The organism is Pedobacter sp. SAFR-022 (assembly GCF_051965375.1).
In the GTDB taxonomy this organism is placed as follows: domain Bacteria; phylum Bacteroidota; class Bacteroidia; order Sphingobacteriales; family Sphingobacteriaceae; genus Pedobacter.
Window position 1 is genome coordinate 281019 of the sequence record NZ_JBQCME010000002.1, and the last position, 22453, is coordinate 303471.

Annotated in this window: 19 protein-coding genes and 1 riboswitch; of the genes, 13 read left to right on the forward strand and 6 right to left on the reverse strand. The window is 44.4% G+C overall.

Annotation, left to right across the window (positions count from 1 at the left end; genetic code table 11):
• Positions 1–2: 2 nt before the first annotated feature.
• The 4 genes from ACTHQF_RS07110 to ACTHQF_RS07125 all read right to left on the reverse strand — a co-directional run bounded on the left by ACTHQF_RS07110 (position 3) and on the right by ACTHQF_RS07125 (position 5253).
• Positions 3–1247: a homoserine dehydrogenase gene (locus ACTHQF_RS07110; protein ID WP_440429318.1), complete on the reverse strand. Its 1245-nt coding sequence runs from the start codon at positions 1245–1247 to the stop codon at positions 3–5.
• On the reverse strand, positions 1247–2305 hold the full coding sequence (locus tag ACTHQF_RS07115; RefSeq protein ID WP_440429320.1) for a homoserine O-acetyltransferase family protein: 1059 nt from the start codon (positions 2303–2305) through the stop codon (positions 1247–1249). The genes ACTHQF_RS07110 and ACTHQF_RS07115 overlap by 1 nt, the downstream gene beginning before the upstream one ends.
• Positions 2306–2311: 6 nt before the next feature.
• The gene (locus ACTHQF_RS07120) at positions 2312–3631 is read right to left on the reverse strand and encodes an O-acetylhomoserine aminocarboxypropyltransferase/cysteine synthase family protein (protein ID WP_440429321.1); all 1320 of its coding nucleotides are present in this window, start codon (positions 3629–3631) and stop codon (positions 2312–2314) included.
• Positions 3632–3871: 240 nt separating this feature from the next.
• Positions 3872–3983, reverse strand: a riboswitch (SAM riboswitch).
• A 154-nt stretch (positions 3984–4137) separates the two neighbouring features.
• Complete coding sequence (locus ACTHQF_RS07125) at positions 4138–5253, reverse strand: trans-sulfuration enzyme family protein (protein ID WP_440429322.1); 1116 nt, start codon at positions 5251–5253, stop codon at positions 4138–4140.
• A 108-nt stretch (positions 5254–5361) separates the two neighbouring features.
• On the opposite strand from ACTHQF_RS07125, the gene ACTHQF_RS07130 reads away from it, so the two are divergent.
• The 11 genes from ACTHQF_RS07130 to ACTHQF_RS07180 all read left to right on the forward strand — a co-directional run bounded on the left by ACTHQF_RS07130 (position 5362) and on the right by ACTHQF_RS07180 (position 15475).
• Positions 5362–5850 carry a hypothetical protein gene (locus tag ACTHQF_RS07130; RefSeq protein ID WP_440429324.1) on the forward strand — a complete coding sequence of 163 codons (489 nt, stop codon included), beginning with the start codon at positions 5362–5364 and terminating at the stop codon, positions 5848–5850.
• 351 nt (positions 5851–6201) lie between these two features.
• The gene (locus ACTHQF_RS07135; protein WP_440429326.1) at positions 6202–7698 is read left to right on the forward strand and encodes a phytoene desaturase family protein; all 1497 of its coding nucleotides are present in this window, start codon (positions 6202–6204) and stop codon (positions 7696–7698) included.
• Positions 7682–8518: a phytoene/squalene synthase family protein gene (locus tag ACTHQF_RS07140; protein ID WP_440429327.1), complete on the forward strand. Its 837-nt coding sequence runs from the start codon at positions 7682–7684 to the stop codon at positions 8516–8518. Before ACTHQF_RS07135 ends, ACTHQF_RS07140 begins: the two co-directional genes overlap by 17 nt.
• A complete protein-coding gene (locus ACTHQF_RS07145) occupies positions 8518–9030 on the forward strand; it encodes a hypothetical protein (protein ID WP_440429329.1) in 513 nt (170 codons plus the stop codon). Before ACTHQF_RS07140 ends, ACTHQF_RS07145 begins: the two co-directional genes overlap by 1 nt.
• Positions 9030–9500, forward strand: a complete 471-nt coding sequence (locus tag ACTHQF_RS07150; protein WP_440429330.1) for a beta-carotene hydroxylase — start codon at positions 9030–9032, stop codon at positions 9498–9500. Before ACTHQF_RS07145 ends, ACTHQF_RS07150 begins: the two co-directional genes overlap by 1 nt.
• Before the next feature lie 101 nt (positions 9501–9601).
• Positions 9602–10795, forward strand: a complete 1194-nt coding sequence (mqnE, locus tag ACTHQF_RS07155; protein ID WP_440429332.1) for an aminofutalosine synthase MqnE — start codon at positions 9602–9604, stop codon at positions 10793–10795.
• Positions 10795–11406: a histidine phosphatase family protein gene (locus ACTHQF_RS07160; protein ID WP_440429334.1), complete on the forward strand. Its 612-nt coding sequence runs from the start codon at positions 10795–10797 to the stop codon at positions 11404–11406. The genes mqnE and ACTHQF_RS07160 overlap by 1 nt, the downstream gene beginning before the upstream one ends.
• A 5-nt stretch (positions 11407–11411) precedes the next feature.
• A complete protein-coding gene (locus tag ACTHQF_RS07165; protein WP_440429336.1) occupies positions 11412–12137 on the forward strand; it encodes a menaquinone biosynthetic enzyme MqnA/MqnD family protein in 726 nt (241 codons plus the stop codon).
• 98 nt (positions 12138–12235) lie between these two features.
• A complete protein-coding gene (gene mutS / locus ACTHQF_RS07170; protein ID WP_440429337.1) occupies positions 12236–14845 on the forward strand; it encodes a DNA mismatch repair protein MutS in 2610 nt (869 codons plus the stop codon).
• Positions 14846–14847: 2 nt separating this feature from the next.
• Positions 14848–15348: a C40 family peptidase gene (locus ACTHQF_RS07175; RefSeq protein WP_440429339.1), complete on the forward strand. Its 501-nt coding sequence runs from the start codon at positions 14848–14850 to the stop codon at positions 15346–15348.
• A gap of 1 nt (position 15349) precedes the next feature.
• Positions 15350–15475, forward strand: coding sequence for a hypothetical protein (locus tag ACTHQF_RS07180; RefSeq protein ID WP_440429340.1), 126 nt, complete (start codon positions 15350–15352; stop codon positions 15473–15475).
• Here ACTHQF_RS07180 and ACTHQF_RS07185 read toward each other — a convergent pair.
• Positions 15472–17376, reverse strand: a complete 1905-nt coding sequence (locus tag ACTHQF_RS07185) for a DUF3857 domain-containing protein (RefSeq protein WP_440429341.1) — start codon at positions 17374–17376, stop codon at positions 15472–15474. The genes ACTHQF_RS07180 and ACTHQF_RS07185 overlap by 4 nt on opposite strands.
• Positions 17376–19352, reverse strand: coding sequence for a DUF3857 domain-containing protein (locus ACTHQF_RS07190; RefSeq protein ID WP_440429342.1), 1977 nt, complete (start codon positions 19350–19352; stop codon positions 17376–17378). Before ACTHQF_RS07190 ends, ACTHQF_RS07185 begins: the two co-directional genes overlap by 1 nt.
• Positions 19353–19484: 132 nt before the next feature.
• Between ACTHQF_RS07190 and ACTHQF_RS07195 the strand changes: the two genes are divergently transcribed.
• Both ACTHQF_RS07195 and ACTHQF_RS07200 read left to right on the forward strand, forming a co-directional pair.
• Positions 19485–20516 (forward strand): exonuclease domain-containing protein, encoded by a 1032-nt coding sequence (locus ACTHQF_RS07195; protein WP_440429343.1) that lies wholly within the window; start codon positions 19485–19487, stop codon positions 20514–20516.
• Positions 20517–20528: 12 nt separating this feature from the next.
• Complete coding sequence (locus ACTHQF_RS07200) at positions 20529–22388, forward strand: M1 family metallopeptidase (protein WP_440429344.1); 1860 nt, start codon at positions 20529–20531, stop codon at positions 22386–22388.
• The last annotated feature ends 65 nt before the right edge of the window (positions 22389–22453 follow it).

Here is a 22453-nt window from a genome sequence, read left to right on the forward strand (position 1 = left end):
AACTAATTAAGTATTAGCGCTTCTTCATCTGCAGCAATCTCCAACGCTGCTTCCGAAAAGGAGTAATCTCCAGTATGTGCAATAAAGACATCCCCATGTTCCAGAAGATCTTTATTCTTTAACAAATTCTCCAGGCTTACCATTCCGATTACATACTTGTAATCGTTCCGGCTAAACCGTTCAACAATATCACTCACCTGCAGCTTTTCTAAAGTGCTTTCTTCCACATAGCGGATGTAAACCTCTATATTCACCTTATTGGAATGGCTAAGGCTGCCTTGACGGTGATACTTCTTGTACTCGTAGCGGTAGCCGTACCTTAAAGCAGTGATGTCAGATAAAACAGCTGATCCTGTCGGATGTCCTCCAGCGCCTTTACCAAAAAAGAACTGCTTGTCTGCAAATGCAGCCTGCACGGTTACACCATTGTATTCATTTTCTACATTGTACAGGAAGTCGTCCGGTTTGATGAATTTTGGCAATACATAGGTGATCAACTCTGAACTGCCAATCTTTTTCGCAGTAGGTACAAGTTTAATCTTGTAGCCCTTTTCCTTTGCGTAGCGGATATCATGGTCTGAGATGTGCTGTATCCCGACGTTGAGGATCTCCTCCGGCTTCAGGAACAGGCCATAAGCATGTGCAGCAACAATGGTCAGCTTAAATTTTGGGTCATAGCCACCCACGTCTAAGATCGGATCAGTTTCTGCAAATCCAAGATCCTGTGCCTGTTTTAAAGCGACATGGTAGTTCAGCTTTTCATTGAATATTTTTGAAAGTATGTAGTTCGATGAACCATTGAAGATACCACTGATCCCATGCAGAAGCTCATTATCGTAATATTCTTCCAGGTTTCGGATGATCGGAATACTGCCGCATACAGAACCTTCATACAGCAATGAGGTACCATGCTTCAGCTGCAGTTCAACCAACTCCGCCAAATGGATCGCTATCATTTTTTTATTAGCGGAAACAACATGTTTGCCGCTGCTTAGCGCCTTTTTTGCAATTTCAAAGGCGACATCTGCATCGTCTATCAGTTCAACGATGGTATTAATTTCCGGGTGATCGAAGATCTCCTGGTGATTGGTGGTAAATAAGGAAGGGTCAAGACTCCTTTTCTTCTCTGGGTTTTTGATGGCAATCTTGATGATCTCCAGATTTAGGTCTTGTCCAAGAATTACGTCATGTAAACCCTGGCCAACAACGCCAAAACCAAAAAGTCCAATCTTTATTTTTTCACTCATTATGCAGTCTGTATTAATTTTACAATTTTCTTATTTGCGTGCTCCTTAAGGAAGTTACTGATCAAGCCCGTAAGTGCCTGTGTCTCGATCAAAAAGCCGTCGTGTCCATACGCAGAGTTAACCAGGTGGTACTTCGCGCCGGGTATATGTTGTGCAATGAATTCTTGCTCGGACACTGGAAACAATACGTCATTCTGAATGCCGATCACCAGGGTATTCGATTTAATTGCAGCAAGTGCAGCAGTGATGCTTTGTCGGCCACGACCAACATTATGGCTATCCATGACTTTGGTAAGATACCAGTAGCTGTAAGCGTTGAAGCGCTTAACCAGCTTTTCCCCTTGATAATTTTGGTAGGAGGAGGCCCGGAAATCACTGGTTTTCTCATTGGAACTCTCCAACTGCGTAGCCCCATAAGCTTCATAGGTGCGATAGGACAGTAAAGCTATGCTACGCGCGGTTTTAAGCCCTTTATTCCCGCCGTCCTTTTTCTGTGCATAAAAGCTTCGGTCAGTCGCTATCGCGAGCCGCTGACTTTCATTAAATGCAATGCCCCATGGGGAATGCACTGCATTACATGCCAACAGGACCAGGTTTTCAATTTCCTTATTGGCCATGATGGCCCATTCGAGCGCCTGTTGTCCTCCAAGAGAACCTCCAATTAAAACCTTGATCGTTTCAATCCCAAGATGGGCGGCGAGCAGCTGATGTGCTTTAACCAGGTCACGGATGGTAAACTCAGGAAAGGAAAGATAGTAGGCATTGCCCGTAATTGGATTTAGAGACAAAGGATTAGTGGTCCCGTAATGGGAACCAATTACATTGGCACATATGATATAGTGTTCTTCAGGATTGAACAACTCTTTCTTACCGAAGAGCCCTGTCCACCAGCTAAAGACATCTGAATTCGCCGTCAGTGCGTGACAAACCCAGATCACGTTATCTTTTTTTGCATTCAGCCGGCCATAAGTATGGTAAGCAACTCTGAAGTTCTTCAGTTGCTTACCACTTTCGAGTGTCAGGCCTTCTGCGGCATGAAAATATTGTACTTCGCTCATTTCAAATTAGCTTGCAACATCCGTACCCGAGATCTTCTGAAATGCCTGTTCAAAGTCAGCTTTTATGTCGTCAATATGTTCAATACCAACGGATACTCTCAATTGTGTAGGTGTTACACCTGCCTGGCGTTGTTCTTCAGCGCTCAATTGTTGGTGTGTTGTTGCAGAAGGCTGGATGATCAACGTTTTTGCATCACCCACATTGGCCAGGTGGCTCACCAATTTCAGATTGTCTACCAGCGTAATAGCCTGTTCTTTTTCCCCCTGAAGTTCAAAAGACAACACCGCGCCGAATCCATTCTGAAGGTATTTCTTCGCTAAAGCGTGATATGGACTGCTTTCTAGTCCAGGGTAACTTACACTCTTCACCGCAGGATGTTTCTCCAACCATGTTGCTAAAGCCAAAGCATTTTCAACGTGACGCTGTACACGTAATGATAAGGTTTCAAGACCCTGAATCAGTAAAAAGGAGTTAAAAGGAGAGATGGAAGGACCGAAGTCGCGCAAACCCTCAACTCTTGTACGGATTGCGAATTGAATGTTTCCAAAAGGACCACCAATTCCAAAAACATCATTGAACACCAGACCATGATAACCTTCGGACGGTTCGGTAAACTGCGGGTATTTACCATTGCCCCAGTTGTAGTTTCCGCCGTCAACGATTACACCGCCGATGCTGGTACCATGTCCGCCGATCCACTTCGTTGCCGATTCTACAACAACATTCGCCCCATGTTCCAGCGGCCTGAACAGGTATCCACCAGCACCAAAGGTATTATCTACGATCAATGGCAGATCATGTTTTTGAGCTATGGAGGAGATCCTTTCAAAGTCAGGAATGCTGAACGAAGGATTTCCAATGGTTTCTACATAGATCGCTTTTGTTTTCTCATCTATCTTGGCTTCAAAATCCTGCGGATTATCACCTTGTGCAAACTTTACTTCTATACCCAGCTTTTTGAAAGAGACTTTAAACTGGTTGTAACTGCCACCATATAGGTGTGTCGAAGAAACAAAGTTGTCGCCCGCTTGTAGAATGTTTGTCAAGGCAAGGAATTGGGCTGCCTGACCAGAACTTACCGCCACAGCAGCTACACCGCCCTCTAGTGCAGCGATACGCTTCTCAAAAACATCCGTCGTCGGGTTCATTAAACGGGTGTAAATGTTTCCGAATTCCTTCAATGCAAACAGGTTTGCACCATGTTCTGAGTTCTTGAATCCGTAAGAAGTGGTTTGATAAATTGGTACTGCGCGAGATCCTGTAGTTGGATCAATCTCTTGACCTGCATGTAGTTGCAGCGTTTCAAATTTATATGAAGTTGACATATCTTTAAATTAGTTAAAATTATTCTTGTAAAAAAGCGTACCCCGTTACGAGGCCTTCCTAATTGAATGGCTTAACATAGAAGGAAGATTTTTGAGTTTAAGATATGCAACAGCACATATCATCTGCAGCAGCTACAATTCTGCAAATGTTGGTTCCAGGTAGGATAAGAAGGTTGGATTGTGGCAAATGATTTTGTCTGACTGCCAACAGACGTTGATGGTTCGTTTTCATTTAGTTTAATATTATTTTTCCAGTGGCTCCATGCCCTCTGGTCAGGAATTGGCACCTTCTCGTGTTAGGAGGGTTGCCAGTGGGTTAATGAGCCTGTCTCTCGCCACTTCTTAATAAATCAAACCATTTACCGGTATTGATTAGTTCAGCATCGCTGATGTCACAAATGTATATTTTAGATCTTCAAGTTCAAAATTTTATTCTGAAAAAATATTTTCAGCTACCTAAAATTCGGATACTTGGAGCTAAAATATACGTTTGCCAAATAAAATAATTAGCCAAGGGCTTGGTTAAAATCTTCAATCAAGTCATCAACGTGCTCCAGCCCAACCGATATGCGCAGTAGGTTACCCGGGGTTTTGGTGTCAGGGCCCTCTACAGAGGCCCGGTGTTCGATCAGACTTTCTATGCCACCAAGACTCGTTGCTTGGGCAAACAACTTCACTTGATTAACCACCTTTTTTGCTTCTTCGAAGCCTCCTTTGATCAATACTGACATCATTCCACCGAAATCAGACATCTGTTCCTTTGCGATCTGATGTTGGGGATGTGAGGCTAGCCCTGGATAATAAACGGCTTCGATCTGCGGATGTTTTTCCAGGTACTGCGCCAAGGCCATACCATTGCTGCAGTGCCCGCGCATGCGGTAGGGCAATGTTTTGATACTTCGCACCAACAGGAAGCTATCGAAAGGTGATGGTACTGCTCCGCCAATTTGCTGGATATTACGGATTCGTTCCCAAACCTCATCCTTTTTCGCAGTAATCAAAGCGCCGCCCAGCACGTCGCTGTGTCCTCCAATATATTTAGTCGTGGAGTGCATCACAATGTCTGCACCTAAGGTAATAGGTTGCTGTAATATCGGTGAAGCAAAGGTGCTGTCGCAAGCCAGGATCAAATTATGCTTTTTGGTAATCGCACTGAGGGCCCTGATGTCTGTGATCTTCAATAGTGGATTAGATGGGGTTTCGATCCAAATCATCACCGTGTTTTCTTTGATGTAATCGGCAATGCCCCCGGTGTTGGTGAGGTCAACAAAATCGATCTCCAGACTGTCTTTAAAAATAGTCTGCAACTGTTTCTTAAAGCCCCAGTACATATCATCTGGTGCGATGATGTGGCTGCCAGGTTTCAGCGCCTGAAATACTGCCATTCCTGCTGCATTACCTGAGGAAAATGCGCAACATTCGACACCCTTTTCTAGCGTAGCGAGTAAATTTTCAAGCGTGGAGCGGTTTGGATTACTGACCCTGCTATACATATGTCCGCCTGGGTAGCCACCATTTTCATCCCTGAAAAATGTGGTAGATAAGCTAAGTGGCTGAGTAACATCACCCGTATTACTCTTTACTAAGTTCCCGGCATGTATGGCAATGGTTTCTGTTTTCATTTTAGTGTATTTTAAAAAACGTTCTTTTGATGAACAAAATTAAGGTTCGGAATTAATTGATCCACGCTTTGGCAGGATTTGTGTAAGTTATGATGAAAAAACAATTTTATGAAAAGAATATTAGTAATCGCAGCCATTTTGTGTAGTGCTATAATGGTGTTGCAAAGTTGTTCCTCAACAAAGAATGCCAGCACCATAAAGCGCGGTAATGTTACAGGAACATGGGTTTTAAGCAACGTGAGTTACGAAGGCGTACCTGCTATAGCAGTTAGATCTTTTCTGGGAGAGGCTTCTGCAAGCTGTTTCAATGGTAGTACATGGAGTTTAACCAACAGCGGTAACGGAAGTTACATTTTATCTGGTGGGGCAGAGGGCTGTGTGGCTAAAACACAGAGCATTTTCTGGTCAGCAAGCCCGGCGGATCAAACCTTCCAGTTCAAGAAACTTGAGGATGGCGATAAAGCCAAGAATGTAGATCAGGGATACCGCCTGGTGTTATTTTCTGCTACCGGCGACTCTATGGTTTTGAAATCTCCTGTTGAATATGGATCTACAACCGCTTATGTAGTGTTGAATTTCAGCAAGGCAACTAATTAGCATTTAAAGCATCTTAATCAACCAGGCCTGACACTTTTGTGTTCAGGCCTTTTTTGTTTCTACGCATCCTGCTGGCGGATGCGTTATGGATGAGTGTCAGTAATGAACTTGGTAGTAAATTGCCAGGGCGTTGAAACGGGTTTGCTACGTATCCACACGAACGAAGTACGTAGCAACCACCTGGCAAGTACGTCACAAACTCGTATCAAAACCATCGCAGGTATAATGGTGTTATGTACTCGATCAACTACAAAGCTTAATGATACCTTCAAACAATATTGTTCCAGCAACATCAAAGAATGGGTACTTATACCTTATCTTGCAAATATATCCATCTATACAAATAGCTTAATGGCAAAAATTTCTATCATCGGAAGTGGCTTTTCCGGACTTTCCGCGGCATGTTTTGCGGCCCGTGACGGGCATGAGGTCACCGTTTATGAAAAAAATTCTGCGATAGGCGGTAGGGCCAGAACCTATACCGAACAAGGTTTTACTTTCGATATGGGCCCGAGCTGGTACTGGATGCCGGATATTTTTGACAACTTTTTTGCACAATTCGGAAAGAAAACGGAAGACTACTATAAGCTGAAAAAGCTTGACCCAGGCTTCCAGATCGTTTTTGATCAGGATGAACTCCTTCAAATACCTGCAGAATTAAAGGCACTTTACTTGCGTTTCGAAGAAGTTGAACCCGGCAGCTCCGTTGCGCTGCATAAATTTCTGAAAGAAGCCCAGTTTAAATATGAGGTGGGCATGAAAGACCTGGTTTATAAACCTGCTTTCTCCTGGTTGGAATATGCGAACCTGCGTGTTGCCAAAGGTATGCTGCAGTCAAATCTTTTCAGTTCGGTAAGTCGTTATGTTAAAAAATATTTCAAAGATCCGAAGCTGGTAGCACTGATGGAATTTCCAGTTTTATTCCTTGGGGCCATGGCCAATAAAATTCCCGCCCTTTATACCATGATGAATTATTCTGCATTGGTACAGGGCACCTGGTATCCGGAGGGCGGTATGCACCAGATTATTTCCGGCATGCACAAACTTGCGCTGGAACTTGGCGTGACCTTCCATACCGGGACACCTGTAGAAAAAATTCTGGTGGAAGATGGGGAGGTGAAAGCTCTGCAAACCCCTGGCGGCAGTTTTGAATGCGACGGTATTATTGCCTCTGCGGACTATCATCATGTAGAACAGCAATTACTGGAGGAAAAATACCGTAACTATCCGGCAAGCTATTGGTCAGAAAAAACCTTTGCGCCGTCATGCCTCATTTATTATATTGGCGTAGATAAACGCATCGACAAATTACTTCATCATAGCTTATTTTTTGATGCGGATTTTAAGAAGCATGCGGGAGACATTTATAAGACGCCACAATGGCCGGAGAAACCATTGTTTTATGTTTGTTGTCCTTCAAAAACTGATGATACTGTTGCGCCCGCCGGCATGGAAAATTTATTTATCCTGGTTCCGGTTGCTACTGCACTTGAAGATACTGAAGAAACACGAAATGGATATTTTGATGGCATCATCAGCAGGATTGAGGCTTTCAGCGGTACGACTTTCAAAGAAAATATCATCTATAAAAAATCCTATTGCATCAATGATTTCGTAGATGACTATAATGCGTACGGAGGCAATGCTTACGGTCTTGCAAATACACTCGGTCAGACGGCGGTCTTAAAACCTTCGTTAAAAAACAAAAAGCTTGGTAATCTCTTTTACACGGGACAGCTTACTGTTCCGGGTCCCGGGGTTCCACCAGCTATAATTTCCGGGCAAGTTGCCGCCCAGGAACTTTTAAAAGCGTTAACGAAAAAACATCCTCATGAAACAACTATTTGACGACATATCCATTGCCTCAAGTAAAATCGTCACCAAGACTTACAGTACGAGCTTCTCGCTAGGTATCAGTTGTCTGCACAAGAAGTTCCATGAAGCCATTTACAGCATTTATGGTTTTGTGCGATTGGGAGATGAGGTTGTTGACTCTTTCCATGAATACGATAAGGAAACATTGCTGAAAGAGTTCCAGGAGAGCACCTATCGTGCGATTGAGCAAAAAATTAGTTTAAACCCTATATTGAACAGCTTTCAGCATGTGGTTAATAAATATGGGATTGACAGGGAACTAATTGAACAGTTTCTAGCCAGTATGGAAATGGATCTGCGGGATAAAAATCACTCCCTTTTTTCATACGAAACATACATTCTTGGTTCTGCGGAAGTTGTCGGCTTGATGTGCCTACGGGTATTCACGGAAAATAACCAGGAGCTCTATGATCATCTCAAACCTTCAGCAATGAAACTCGGCGCTGCTTTTCAGAAGGTCAATTTTCTGCGTGACCTGAAGAATGATTATGAAGGACTTGGGCGGGTTTATTTTCCTGGTGTCGACTTAAGTGTTTTCACCCAAAGGGAGAAAGAACAGATAGAATGTGAGATCCAAAAGGACTTTGATGCCGCGCTAGTAGGCATCAAACAGCTGCCGCGTTCTTCGCGTTTCGGTGTTTACGTGGCTTACATTTACTACAAGACCTTGTTCAATAAGATTAAGTCGGTCTCCTGCGAAAGCATTATGGAGAGTCGCATTCGGGTGCCTAATGCCCAGAAGTTGGGTCTGCTGGCTGGTTCATATGTAAAACATAGTTTAAGATTGATATAATGATCAGAATATTATTCCTTTTCCTCGGACTTCATGTGATGCAAACTGGTGGAGGGCTCGTTGACATGCGGAAGCAGCTTGATCTTGCCGCTAATGACAGTAAAGTTGCGGACAAGTTTAGTGATCGTTTTAAGAAATTGGATGAGCAGACTGCTGCACCTGTAACAGTGGGATTTAAAGCAATTTCTGAAATGATTCAGGCAAAACATGCGTTTAACCCGATCAATAAAGTGTCCCATTTCAAAAAAGGTAAACGATTGCTGGAGCTGGCGATTTCAAAAGCACCAAAGAACCCGGAACTTATCTTTTTCCGATACACCACGCAGGTCAATGTGCCTGCCATGCTGAACTATAGCGGCAATGTAAAGGAGGATCGTCAGTTACTGGTCAACTTCCTTAAAGCAGATGCAAGTGCTCCCAAAGATCCCGATCTTCATCGCAGAATTAAGAAATACCTGATCACTGACAAGCCGGGTTCTAAGGCTGAAACGGAAATGTTAAAGAATTTATAATGATGACTGTATTGTTCAACATTGGGATTGTACTAATTACCTTCTGCTTGATGGAGTGCGTGACCTGGCTTACGCATAAATACATTATGCACGGGCTATTTTGGAACTTACATGAGGATCACCATAACAAAACGCCACATTTCTTTGAAAAGAACGACTATTTCTTCGTCATGTTTGCGGGTGTTTCAATGTTCTTCTTTGCGGTAGGCAACTTTGTAGAGGGGTACCGGTTTATGTTTTTCATCGGAATTGGTATTACACTTTATGGTATCGCATACTTCCTGGTTCATGATGTATTTATTCATCAGCGGTTCAAATGGTTTACCCGTACCAACAACATTTACTTCCGTGCACTCCGGAAAGCGCACAAGGTACACCATAAGCACATGGGAAAACAAGAGGGTGAGTGTTTTGGAATGCTTTTCGTTCCGCTGAAATACTTCAGAGAAGCCATGCGGAGCAAACAGTAACAAGGGTATAGCCTTTCCTTTGACAAATACCTGACAGCAGCACCGTACTGGTCAAGCCAGCAGCTGCCATTTTTTTGTACTTTTGTCTACACGACATGGAAATGGATACCATTACAAAACTGAACTTTCTTATCAATGATGCCGGTTTAACTGAGCCGTTGAGAAAAATTGCTGTTAAAGTACTTAATGCAGAGCGGATCACTTTCGATGAAGGTGTATACCTGTATGAACATGCGGAGCTGAGCTACTTGGGCGTGCTTTCAAATTTCATCCGCGAACGTAAACATGGTGACAAGACCTATTTCAACCGCAATTTTCATATTGAACCAACCAATTTATGTGTTTATACCTGTAACTTCTGCTCTTACTCGCGTTTAATCAAACAGCGGGAAGATGGCTGGGAGATGAGTGTAGATGCCATGATTGAGGCCTTAAAGAAATACGATGATGAACCCGTTACCGAGGTTCATATCACCGGTGGCGTAGTGCCGAAGCAGAATCTTGATTTTTATGCGGAGTTTTTCCGTCGGACAAAGGCACACCGCCCTGACTTGCACATTAAGGCCTTAACACCGGTTGAATATTACTACATCTTTAAAAAAGCGAAGCTGAGCCACTATGAAGGTATGAAATACCTGAAAGAAGCTGGTTTAGACTCGATGCCCGGTGGCGGTGCAGAGATCTTCCATCCAGAGGTAAGAACCAAAATCGCGAACGATAAGTGTAATGCAGAGCAATGGCTAGACATTCACGAACAAGCTCATAAGCTGGGCATGCGTAGCAATGCCACGATGTTATACGGGCATATAGAACAATTCTGGCACCGTGTGGATCACATGGAAAGGTTACGTCAGCTTCAGGATAAAACCGGAGGTTTCCAGGCTTTCATCCCATTGAAGTTCCGTAACCAGAACAACCAGATGAGTGATGTGCCGGAGGTTTCCGTAATAGAAGATCTGCGCAACTACGCCATTGCACGAATTTATCTGGACAACTTCGATCATATTAAGGCGTACTGGGCAATGATCAGCAGGCAAACCGCACAGCTTTCCTTAAACTTCGGGGTAGATGATATTGATGGAACGCTGGATGACACCACGAAGATCTATTCTATGGCAGGTGCCGAGGAGCAAAGCCCCGGAATGAGCACCAAAGAACTCGTAGAGCTCATCAAGCAGGTAAACCGACAGCCTATTGAGCGTGATACGCTCTATAATGTTGTTACCGATTACACGGATCATGTTTTTGAGGATTCTGCAAAACCGCAGTTTTATAAACTTCCGGTTATTAATTAATGGAAAAGGAAATCTATATCATCAGACATGGTGAAACGGATTTAAATGCTGCTGGCATTGTGCAGGGACGTGGCATCAACAGCGACTTGAACGATGTTGGACGTAGACAAGGCGCAGCATTTTATCAACGCTACAAAGCAGTTCCTTTTGATAAGCTATATACCTCTTCCTTAAAGCGTACACACCAAACTGTTAAAGGGTTCATTGATGCCGGACTGCCATGGGAGCAGCTATCCGGTTTGGATGAACTTGCATGGGGCGAGTGGGAGGGCAAACCCGCAACCGAACATTCCCGTGCGGTGTTCCGCGAATTGGCGGAACAATGGCAATCGGGCAATTATGACGCGAAGTTTAGCGGAGGCGAAAGCCCTGCGGAAGTCCAGGCGAGACTCCAGCAGGATATGGATTACATCATCTCCAAACCTGCTGAACACAAGATCCTGATCTGCATGCACGGTCGTGCAATGAGACTGCTTTGTTGCATCCTTACTGGAAAGCCACTTGCTGAAATGGCCGACTTTCCACACCTGAACACCACTTTATATCGCTTCAGGTATGAGGATGGGAAGTTCGAAATACTTGATTTTAACAATACCGATCATCTAAAATAGTTACCTTGAATAAAGTAAAAATTTCCGCTGTATCTTATACAAATTCCAAACCCTTTATATACGGCATTGAACATTCCGATGTCATCAATCAAATTGACCTCAGCTTAGATATTCCTTCAGATTGCGCAGCCCGGCTTATTGATGGTCAGGTAGATGTGGGCTTAATACCCGTGGCTGCTATACCTCATGTGCCAAATGCGAATATCATTGCGAACTACTGCATCGGCTCAGTCGGAGCGGTAAATTCCGTATTCATCTTTTCTAATGTTCCGGTTGAGCAGATCCGTACGGTGAAGCTGGATAAGCATTCCCGCACATCAAACAACCTGGCTAAAGTGTTGCTTAAGTTCTACTGGAAACAGGAAGTTGAATTTACCACCGATCTGGACGCCGAAACAGATGCAATGGTGCTGATTGGAGATCGCACCTTTGGAAAAAAGAACGTATTCCCATTTTGGTATGACATGGGCGAGCAATGGATGAATTTCACCGGTCTTCCTTTCGTTTATGCCGCATGGGTGGCGAACAAAGAACTTCCCGCGGATTTCAAACAAGCCTTCGACAAAGCTCTGGAACTTGGACTGGAAAACCGGAAAGCGGTAATAGATGCCTTGCCTGCTGTCGCTCATTTTGATCTGGACGATTACCTGATGAATAAGCTTGATTTCAGCTTGACGGCGGAAAAACGCGAGGCATTACGCCGTTTTTTAGATTACATAACAAAGCTGTAATCTGCGGAATGCAGTTGTTGCAGAAACTTTAATTTAATTCAGGGTTCAAAGACTAAGCTGAAGGTATTATATTTACAGTTTTTGTAAACAGAATCATTTTGGCTAAGGATAAAACGAAGGAAACTCCCTTAATGCAACAATACAATGTCATCAAGGCAAAGTATCCTGGTGCATTATTATTGTTCAGAGTAGGCGACTTTTATGAAACCTTTGGAGAAGATGCGGTGAAAACTGCACAGATCCTGGGTATTGTACTCACCCGCAGGGGGCAGGGGCCGAATGGTCACATCGAGCTTGCGGGATTTCCGCACCATTCTCTGGAAAATTATCTTTCTAAGTTGGTGCGTGCCGGACAGCGCGTCGCCATCTGCGACCAGTTGGAGGATCCCAAAGCAACGAAAACCATTGTTAAACGCGGTGTCACTGAACTTGTAACCCCAGGGGTAGCCTATAACGACAACATTCTAAATCAAAAATCGAATAACTACCTTGCTGCCGTCTATTTTGAAAAGCAGCAATGTGGCGTTTCCTTTCTGGACATCTCCACCGGCGAATTTCATGTTGCGCAGGGTAGTATTGAATATGTAGATAAGTTGTTACAGGGCTTTAAGCCCACGGAAGTAGTGTTCCAGAAGAGCAAACGCAAGGAGTTCATGGAGTACTTTGGTGATAAGTTCTATACTTTTCACTTGGACGACTGGGCTTTTACCGCCGACTACGCCACCGAAACGCTCACGAAACACTTCGAGGTTAGCTCGCTAAAAGGATTCGGGGTGGATAAACTTAGCACCGGCATTATTGCAGCGGGTGTAATCCTCCATTATCTCAATGAAACCGAACACCGGAATTTAAAACATATCACGGCCATATCAAGGCTGGAAGAAGACCAGTTCATGTGGCTGGATCGTTTCACGATCCGTAATCTGGAACTTGTCAGCTCGGCGAATGATAACGCTGTAACGCTGTTTGATGTATTGGACCAGACCAGTACACCCATGGGCGCACGTTTGTTGCACAAGTGGATCATTATGCCGCTTAAAGAACTGAAGCCTATTCAGGAACGGTTGGGTATGGTCGAGTACCTTGTACAGCATCCAGGATTGATCGAAGAGCTGTTGAACCACATCAAGCAAATCGGAGATCTGGAACGACTGATCTCCAAGGTTGGCTTACAGAAGGTGGGGCCAAGAGAACTTTCACAGCTTAAAAAAGCATTACAGCATATTGAAGCGGTAAAGCAGATTGCTGCAGAAAGCAATAACCCGTTTTTGGAACAGCTTGCCGAGCAACTCAATCCTTGCCTCAGCATCAGGGCCAGGCTGGAACGTGAGCTTCAGGAAGATCCACCTGCCTTATTGCTTAAGGGTAATGTGATTGCGGAAGGGGTCGATGAAGAACTTGACCGGCTGCGTAAGATCGCATTTGGAGGAAAAGGTTTTCTCGTGGAGATACAAAAGCGCGAGGCTGCTGCTACCGGTATCCCATCATTAAAGATAGCCTTCAACAATGTGTTTGGGTATTATCTGGAAGTCACACATACACATAAAGATAAAGTTCCTTCAGACTGGATACGCAAGCAGACACTTGTGAACGCAGAACGCTATATTACACCTGAATTAAAGGAATATGAAGAGCAGATCCTGGGTGCGGAAGATAAGATCCAACAAATCGAGATCCGTTTGTATCAGGAGCTGGTATATCAGGTCAGCACGAACATCAAACCCATTCAGCTGAATGCCTTTTTAGTTGCCCAACTGGATGTACTGTTGTGTTTCGCACAGTTGGCCATAAACAATCATTATGTAAAACCTGTACTGAACACTCGCAAGGTATTGGATATCAAAGGTGGCCGACACCCGGTGATTGAAAAACGGCTGCCTGTGGGTGAGGAGTACATCACCAATGATGTTTTTCTTGATAATGATACGCAGCAGATCATCATCATCACGGGTCCGAATATGTCTGGTAAGTCGGCTATATTGCGACAAACAGGACTGATCGTACTGATGGCCCAGATGGGCTGTTTTGTGCCTGCGAAGGCTGCTGAAATTGGTCTGGTGGACAAGATCTTTACCAGGGTAGGTGCCTCCGACAATTTATCCTCAGGAGAGAGTACTTTCATGGTTGAGATGAATGAAACTGCCAGTATCCTTAACAACATCTCGGACCGGTCCTTGATCCTCCTGGATGAGATTGGACGTGGAACAAGCACCTATGATGGCATTTCCATAGCTTGGGCCATTGCAGAGTTTCTGCATACCCATCCATCTGCCAAGCCAAAAACCTTGTTTGCCACCCATTATCACGAATTGAACGAACTGGCAAGCACCATGAGCCGGATCAAAAACTTTAATGTTTCGATTAAAGAGGCTGGTAACAAGATCATCTTTCTGCGTAAACTTGTGCCTGGTGGCAGCGAGCATAGTTTTGGTATTCACGTGGCGAAGATGGCTGGTATGCCGCCGAAATTGATTAACCGTGCTAATGAGATATTAAAAAAGCTGGAGATCGATCGTACCGAGGGGCAGAGCATCAAGGACAGCATCAAGAAAGTACAAAATCAGGCTTATCAACTGCACATGTTTGCTATTGATGACCCCGTCCTGGTGAAGATCAGGGATATGCTGAACAACCTTGATGTGAATGTATTAACGCCTGTAGAGGCTTTGCTGAAACTAGATGAAATTCAGCGTTTAATTAAAAATTAAGTATGATAAGGAGAATAAGCTATCCATTCGCGATGCTGCTTTCTATGGCCGTTTTCTTTTCGGCCTGCAGTTCTAAGCGTTATGTGCCTTCGGCAACCAAGGCCGCCAAAGCAGCCGAAGCCATGGCAAATTTGAAGAATAAACAGCTATACCGATATATTAATGAGTGGTCGGGCGTAAAATACCGCTTAGGTGGGCTCGACAAACGTGGGATTGATTGTTCAGGTTTTACTTACCTCGTGCAAAAGGATATTTATGGTAAGCAGCTACCACGTCGTTCTGTAGATCAAGCTTCAGTGATCAAGGAAAAGAACCTCAACCAGCTCAAAGAGGGTGATCTTATTTTCTTTTCCTTTGGAGGAAGAGAAATAGACCATGTGGGTATTTATCTGAACGGAGATTCATTTGTACATGCTTCACCGAGCAGGGGAATCATTGTAGAAGATTTATCATTGCCAGCTTTCCAGCGCGCAATTGTGAAAGCAGGACCAATTAATAACTGATATGGGATTAAAGCCTAAAGAAGAAGACAACTTTTGGACCTCGAAAAAGAAGTTTGCAGCAACCGAGATCCTCATGTATGTGCTTATGATCGTCGCGATTGCCGCTGGAATAATCTTATTGAGTTAGTTGGTCTTAAATATCACTTTCGAACGGTCGGATGTCGCAACCTGGTTCATAAATTCAGCAAAAGCAGTATAATCTGCTGCAGCATGGCTGCCACTGTTTAGAACGAGCTTCCTGTAATAGACGAGTTCCGCACCTTTCTTGCTGATCCTGGACACGAAGCTGCCGAACTGGTTCTTCAGGTCCAGATCTTTCGGTTGGTATTCTACTTCATAACCAGCTGGCAACTGGTACACAATTTCGTCTTCATCTGTATACCCCCGGTTGATGTATACCGGTAACTTTCTGTTGGCTACTGTTCTGGTACTAGATAACCTGTTGAAAGCATTTGGTAGTAAATAGGCGCTTTGCTGATTCTTCGGCACATAGGAAGCAATTCGAATGTTTAACTCCTCTGTGGTACTGGGCAGCTCACTTTTGTCCTGGCTGAGACGCAGCTGATTGAAATTCATGTTGTCGACATCATAAAAGCTACTCAGCGCTTTGATTTGCTCGTTTAGCGGCTTTCTGATGATATCCTCATGTGTATCATACTGAGCACCTTTGAAGGTGGTCTGGATGGTTCCGGTAATATTGCCGGATTGATCGACTGTTAAGATGGCTTTACGTTTAGTTTCATTCATGGCTGAACTAAGCGCAGGTGTTCGAAGCAGCTTACCGCCGTTTTCTGTACATGCAAGTACCAGGCGGTCGTCGGTGAAATCACCCAGGAACCCAAAGGGTACATTCTGGTTTGTACATTCCAGCCATGTGGTATCTTTACCCAATGGAAGCGCAAGGATGACGTGGTTTCCCTGATCCATACTTGCAAAAGATGGATCCATGTTTTGTTTGAATCTGCCTGCATAAACCACGCAATAGTAGGATGGAATGTCAACAGCTGCCAGCAAACTTTGCATGTAGCTCACCAGCGCTTTACAGTCGCCATAACCCAGGCGATCGACGTCGCTGGCAAGCATCGGCTGAAAGCCCCCAATACCAATCTGCACACTGATGTAGCGGGTTTTGCGCTGCATGTATTCGTAGATGCGTTTTGCCTTTTCCCGGTCTGAACTGAGCCCTTGCACCAGGGATTTCATTTCCGCTACTGTACTAGGGTCCAGATTTTGTCTCGTTTTGATCAAATCTGTGTAGATCCATTGACCGAGCTCTTCCCAGTTACTGAACTTCCCTTTTGTACGATAGTAGCTAAATTGTTCAGGCACAATCTTGACGTAAGTCCGGTAATCATCTGCAGAAGGCGCATAGGGTTCCTGTTTGAAGGCAGGCATATTTTCGACAGACCAGGTTAGGCTATGTAGCTTATCGGTTTGATTTTCGGCTACTTTCCCGCTGTAGTTATATGCTTTTACACGGACTTTTTCCAGGGGATTGTAGCTGAACGTGTATGTACTTTTCTCTACGGCTAGCTCGGGATATGGATTTGCATACCAGTCCTGGATGATCAGGTTCTGCTTGGTTCGTACCTCATACTCATAGACGATGGTGAAGGGATAGGAGGTAATTACCGGTGTATAATACTTGAGCCGATCATCTTCATACAATGAGAAATTACTGACCGCACTCTGGTCGATGAAATTGTTGAGCGCAAATTTCGCTGTTTGATTCCCTTGTGCGTCCAGGATATAACCGCGGGCACTCTTTATCTGCGTAATCTTGTTGTAGGGTAATACCAGGTCTGCATAGTCAGCACCGCCTTTATTAAGCACCGTAATCGCTTGTGTAACGGTGTAAATGACGTTATCGGAGCTCAACATGGTTACATTGGTTTCTTTATTCCGGATCACAGCACTCGCGCCTGCCTTGAGCGATTGGGGGATATCGGCTGCCCGGTAAAACGTTTGTGCAATGGAGGCGATTGCAGGTAAGGTGATCAACATCACCAAGATGGCTATTTTGCGCATTATTTGGACTTCTGAAGGATCAAATCAATTTTTTGTTGCTGGATGATCTTACTGTAGAATTCTTTAAGTGAAAGATACTCTTCCGGGCTATAAACCGGTTTGTTAAGCTGGAACAAGGCACTAAAACTTAGGACCTTATCCTCCAGTTTAGTTTGTGTCTGGTACCGGCCTCCGTTTTCTGGCAGTCCAAGCCCCATGTCTTTAGCCGCTTCTGCAAGGACAAAGTTCTGCGGTAGATTTAATATCATGCTAACACGCGTTTCCGTCGCACTGCCCATATCGACAGGATAGCTACGTTCATTTAAGTTGAAAGGGTTGGTGCCAATGCGGTTCAGGAAGTTTGGATTGAAGAAAAGCTTATCGTAATCAGTTCCTTCAAACTGTTCCATGGTCACTTCGTAACGTTCTTCGAGTATTCTGTCCAGGCTGTCGACATTAAAAACCTCATGTTTGGTAATGCTGAAAGAGGGGTTTTGATCGTCGAGCTGTTGTACGAAAGCCTCTACTGATCCTGCTTCAGCGATTCGTTCCCGTTTACGGAAGGCGTTATAGCCACTTGAAAACGTGTAAAGGGTGCCTTTGATTTTACCGTCGGCCTCCAGTGTTGCTACAAAGTTATACTTCACAGCATCTTTCTGGCTTGCAGTGACATCATACCAGTACGAGGGTTTCTTGAAGTTCAGCACACGCCCTTTGCCGTTCAGACAACGCAGAGGAAGCAGGCCAAAAGGCAACAGCGGCTCTGAAGCGTCTAAAAGGTATGTTTTTCCAGCGATGTCGAGCTTGGCGATCACGTAGTCGAACTCGGTAATTACTGGATACAAGTTGTTAACGATACCATTTTGACGGGTAGAGAGGATCAGCGCGTCTGGGCTAAAGCCTGCGGCGTTTAGCGCTGCAATAAGCCCCAGGTTAATGTCGCCAATGTTGCCTGAATGTGTTTCCAATGCTTTCTTGACATCCTTGTCGCTATATTTTCCCAGATAGTTGTTCCATTTGATCTGATCTTTGATGTAGGCGAAAACAGCTTTGGCCTTGCTTAGGGAATCCGTGGTGTTCTTCAGGATCTCTGGCATTTTACTGCTGAACAGGTCTTTTTGTTTCATCTGCCCGCCGAACTTACGTTCTGTTGTGAGCTCATAATCAACATCTTTCCAGGTTTTGGTAATGTTCGATTTGCCACCGCGCAGGTGCTGTACATCTGACAACTCGAAGTTGATGGTTGATTTGAAGTTCGAGGCCGCCGTCATGTAGGCTTCTTCTTTGAAGGCTGCAACGTCCTTCATGATGTAGGTCATTTTTGAACAATCCATCGCATTGCCTGCTATTCTGAGACATTCTCTTTCCACAACGCCATTCTGTGAACTTAGGCCACGCGGTCCTTTAAGCGAGACGTTGAAGTTGTAGTTGGCAGGAATGAATGCCACAAATTCGCTGTGTTGCTTAGGAATCTCACTTTGAAAATCCCAGGAGGAGAAGTTGAAAATGCTTTGGCGCCTGATCTTGTAGGCATATTCTATCACGCTGCCGGGCTTGAGGTTAGGCATGGTAAACTTGACAAGCTTCAAAAACCGGGTTTGATTCTCCGTAAACACCTGTTTTGGATCGAGTTCGTTTCCGCGGATCGTCCCGTTGTCATGGTAGTAAGTTGTTGCCTGGATATCCCGGATCTCATCTGCAGCACTGTTGTAGATGCGAAGTGGAATTTCGACGTTCCCTTGTTTAAAGCCTTCTGCATTAAAGATCTTAATCTTGACGTGATAAGTAAAGTCGACATAAAGGTTTCCAGTGGCATCATCAATCTGGATTCGTCCACTGCCGAACTCGCGGATGACTTCTGCATCTGCAGTACTGTCGACGGTTGCTTTAGTAGCTAAAAAATCTGAAGGTTTGTGTTTGCCGTATTCGAAGTTTTGCGCCTGGGCAGCGCTGAAGGTCAATAGTAGAAGTGCTACTATCTTGAAGCGTTTATACATAAATGAGCATTAGATGGTCGAAGATAAATGAAATCCGATGCATATCAAATAAATTGAAATAAGCGGATGATTTTTACGACTTTTGATTTAAACAGCTGCGTAAACCGCACTGAACAGATAGAATAGACTATAATGAAATTAAACTTAAAACGCCCACTTGCATTTTTTGACCTTGAGACAACTGGTGTAAATGTAGCCTCTGACAGGATCGTTGAAATTGCCATTCTTAAGGCTATGCCTGATGGTACTGAAATCGTAAAAAGCATGCGCATTAATCCGGAGATGCCAATTCCACTGGCATCATCGCTAATTCATGGTATTTATGATGAACATATAAAAGATGCCCCGACCTTTAGGATGGTGGCTCAGGAGCTTGCAGACTTTATTGGCGACGCTGATCTTGCGGGCTATAACTCCAACCGTTTTGATATCCCGGTACTGCTTGAAGAATTTCTTCGTGTTGGTGTGGATTTTGACATGTCTGACCGTAAGTTCGTTGATGTGCAGAATATCTTTCACCAGATGGAGCAACGTACGCTTAGAGCAGCATACAAGTTTTACTGCGATAAAGACATTGTAAATGCACACTCTGCAGAGGCGGATATAACAGCAACATATCATGTTCTTTTGGCGCAATTGGAGCGTTATAAAGACATCGATTTTGAGGATAAACAGGGTAACATCAGTAAGCCTGTACAGAACGATGTAGATGCGCTTCATCTGTTTACCAATATGAATAAACCGGTTGACTTTGCCGGACGTCTTGTATATAATGAAGACAATCAGGAGACCTTCAACTTCGGTAAACATAAGGGCAAATGCTGTGAGCAGGTGTTCGACATTGAACCGAGTTATTACGCCTGGATGAAACAGGGGGATTTTCCTTTATATACCAAAAAGAAGTTGGATGAGATCTGGTTGCGTTGGAACAAGAAAAAAGACGAAGCTAAAGCGGCTAAACAAGCACAGCAAGCAAGTTTGCAAGCGCAAAAGGCAGGCCCGGAAACTGGCGTTGAGCAGTCCGCTGCTGCAGTTGAGGTAAAGCCTGTACAAAAGAACCCGGTTCCTGCTAACCGTCCGAGCTTCAAGCAGGCAAATAGCAAGCCTGCTAAAGATATCACGACAGATATGTTGGAGCAATTGAAGATGAAATTTGGTAAATAGATCCCGTACTTCATGAAGAATGCTTTCCTGGCCCTTGTTTTAGGCCTTTGTTTTAGTGCGGCCACTGCTCAGCAGGGGTTGCCAGTACCTCCTGAAGTTGAAAAGGCCTATAAAAAGGGTACCAGAGCTATTACAGGAAGGCCAGGAAAAAATTACTGGCAGAACCATGCGGACTATGCGCTCAAAGTGAAGTTTGAGCCATCCAGTCGTCTGGTTAGTGGACAAGTAGAAATCAAGTACCACAACAACAGTCCGGACACGCTGAAGCAACTCTGGTTTAAGTTATACCCCAATCTATACAAGAAGGGTGTAGTTGGAAAATCCCGCATCGCCGAATCCGATAAACATGAGGGCGTCTCCATCACCGATCTTCGTATTGGCGAGCAAGTGTTGAACAAAGACGCTTACGTCATAGAGGGTACCAATATGCATGCAGCAATTGCTCCACTAAACCCAGGTAAAAGCCTGACCCTTAAACTAACATATAGTTACACCTTGAATAAAGGTTCACATATTCGAACCGGTCAGGTAGACGAGGGTGCGTACTTTGTAGCCTACTTTTTTCCGAGAGTTGCGGTTTACGACGACCTCGATGGTTGGAACAAATATCCGTATACCGGGGAGGAAGAGTTCTATAATGACTTTGGCGATTTCAAAGCAGAGATTACAGTACCTGACAATTACGTCGTATGGGCCACGGGTGATCTGAAGAACGCAGATAAGGTGTTTAGCAAACCTGTTGCTGAAAGATTACGTCTTGCAGAACGTGTGGATTCTGTCGTAAACATTATTTCTAAAGCTGATTTGGAGAAGTTTTCTGTAACGAACAAAGGGCAGAATACCTTCAAATATGAAGCAAAGTATGTACCCGATTTTGCCTTTGCAATTAGTAACCATTATCTGTGGAAGTCTACCAGCGTGCTCGTGGATTCCAGCACTTTAAGACGCACCAGGGTAGATGCGGTGTTTAATCCTGAACACAAAGACTACTACGAGGTGGTCGATTTTGCCCGCAGTACTGTTCATGCAATGAGCCATGTATTTCCTAAATGGCCTTATCCTTATCCTCATGAGACGATCTTTGATGGTTTAGATCAGATGGAGTTTCCAATGATGGTGAATGATAATCCGGTAAAGGAGCGTGATGATGCCATCACCTTAACGGTACATGAAATCTTTCATACCATGTTTCCTTTTTACATGGGAACAAATGAGACTAAACACGCTTGGATGGATGAAGGCTGGGCGACGATCGGCGAATGGGAGATCGGCCCTATGATCGAGCCAAAGATGGTTGATACCTATGGCGTAGAGCCAACTGCAAATACTTCTGGTAGAAAGGACGATACCCCGATCGTAACTCTTACCACTGAACTAAAAGGTGCAGGAACTTTTACCAATTCCTATCCTAAACCAGCGATGGGGTACCTGTTTATTCGCGACTATCTTGGCGAGCCACTGTTTACAAAAGCATTACACCATTACATCAGGAACTGGAATGGCAAACACCCAATGCCGCACGATTTCTTTTACAGCATGAACGAAGGTGCCGGTAAGAATATGGATTGGTTTTGGAAGCGCTGGTTTTTTGAAGAGGGGGTGACTGACCTGGCGATTGCAGGTGCTACAAAAAGCGCCAAGGGCTATGAGGTGACCATTGAGAACAAAAGCAACAAGCCGCTTCCAATAGACCTCAACCTGACCTTTGAAGACGGTACCAGGGATACCGTACACCGAAGCATTGGGGTTTGGGAAACAGGTGCCTCAAAAGTGACCATTGAGGTCAACACCGGAAAGAAATTGAAACGTATTCTGCTTGGCGGGCCACATACGCCTGATAAGAACAAGAGCGACAACATCTTAACCCTTTAGGGTAGTCTGCTTTTTTCGTCTCGTAGCTTTGCTGACTTTATGTAGGTTTACTTAGGCGGAGAATG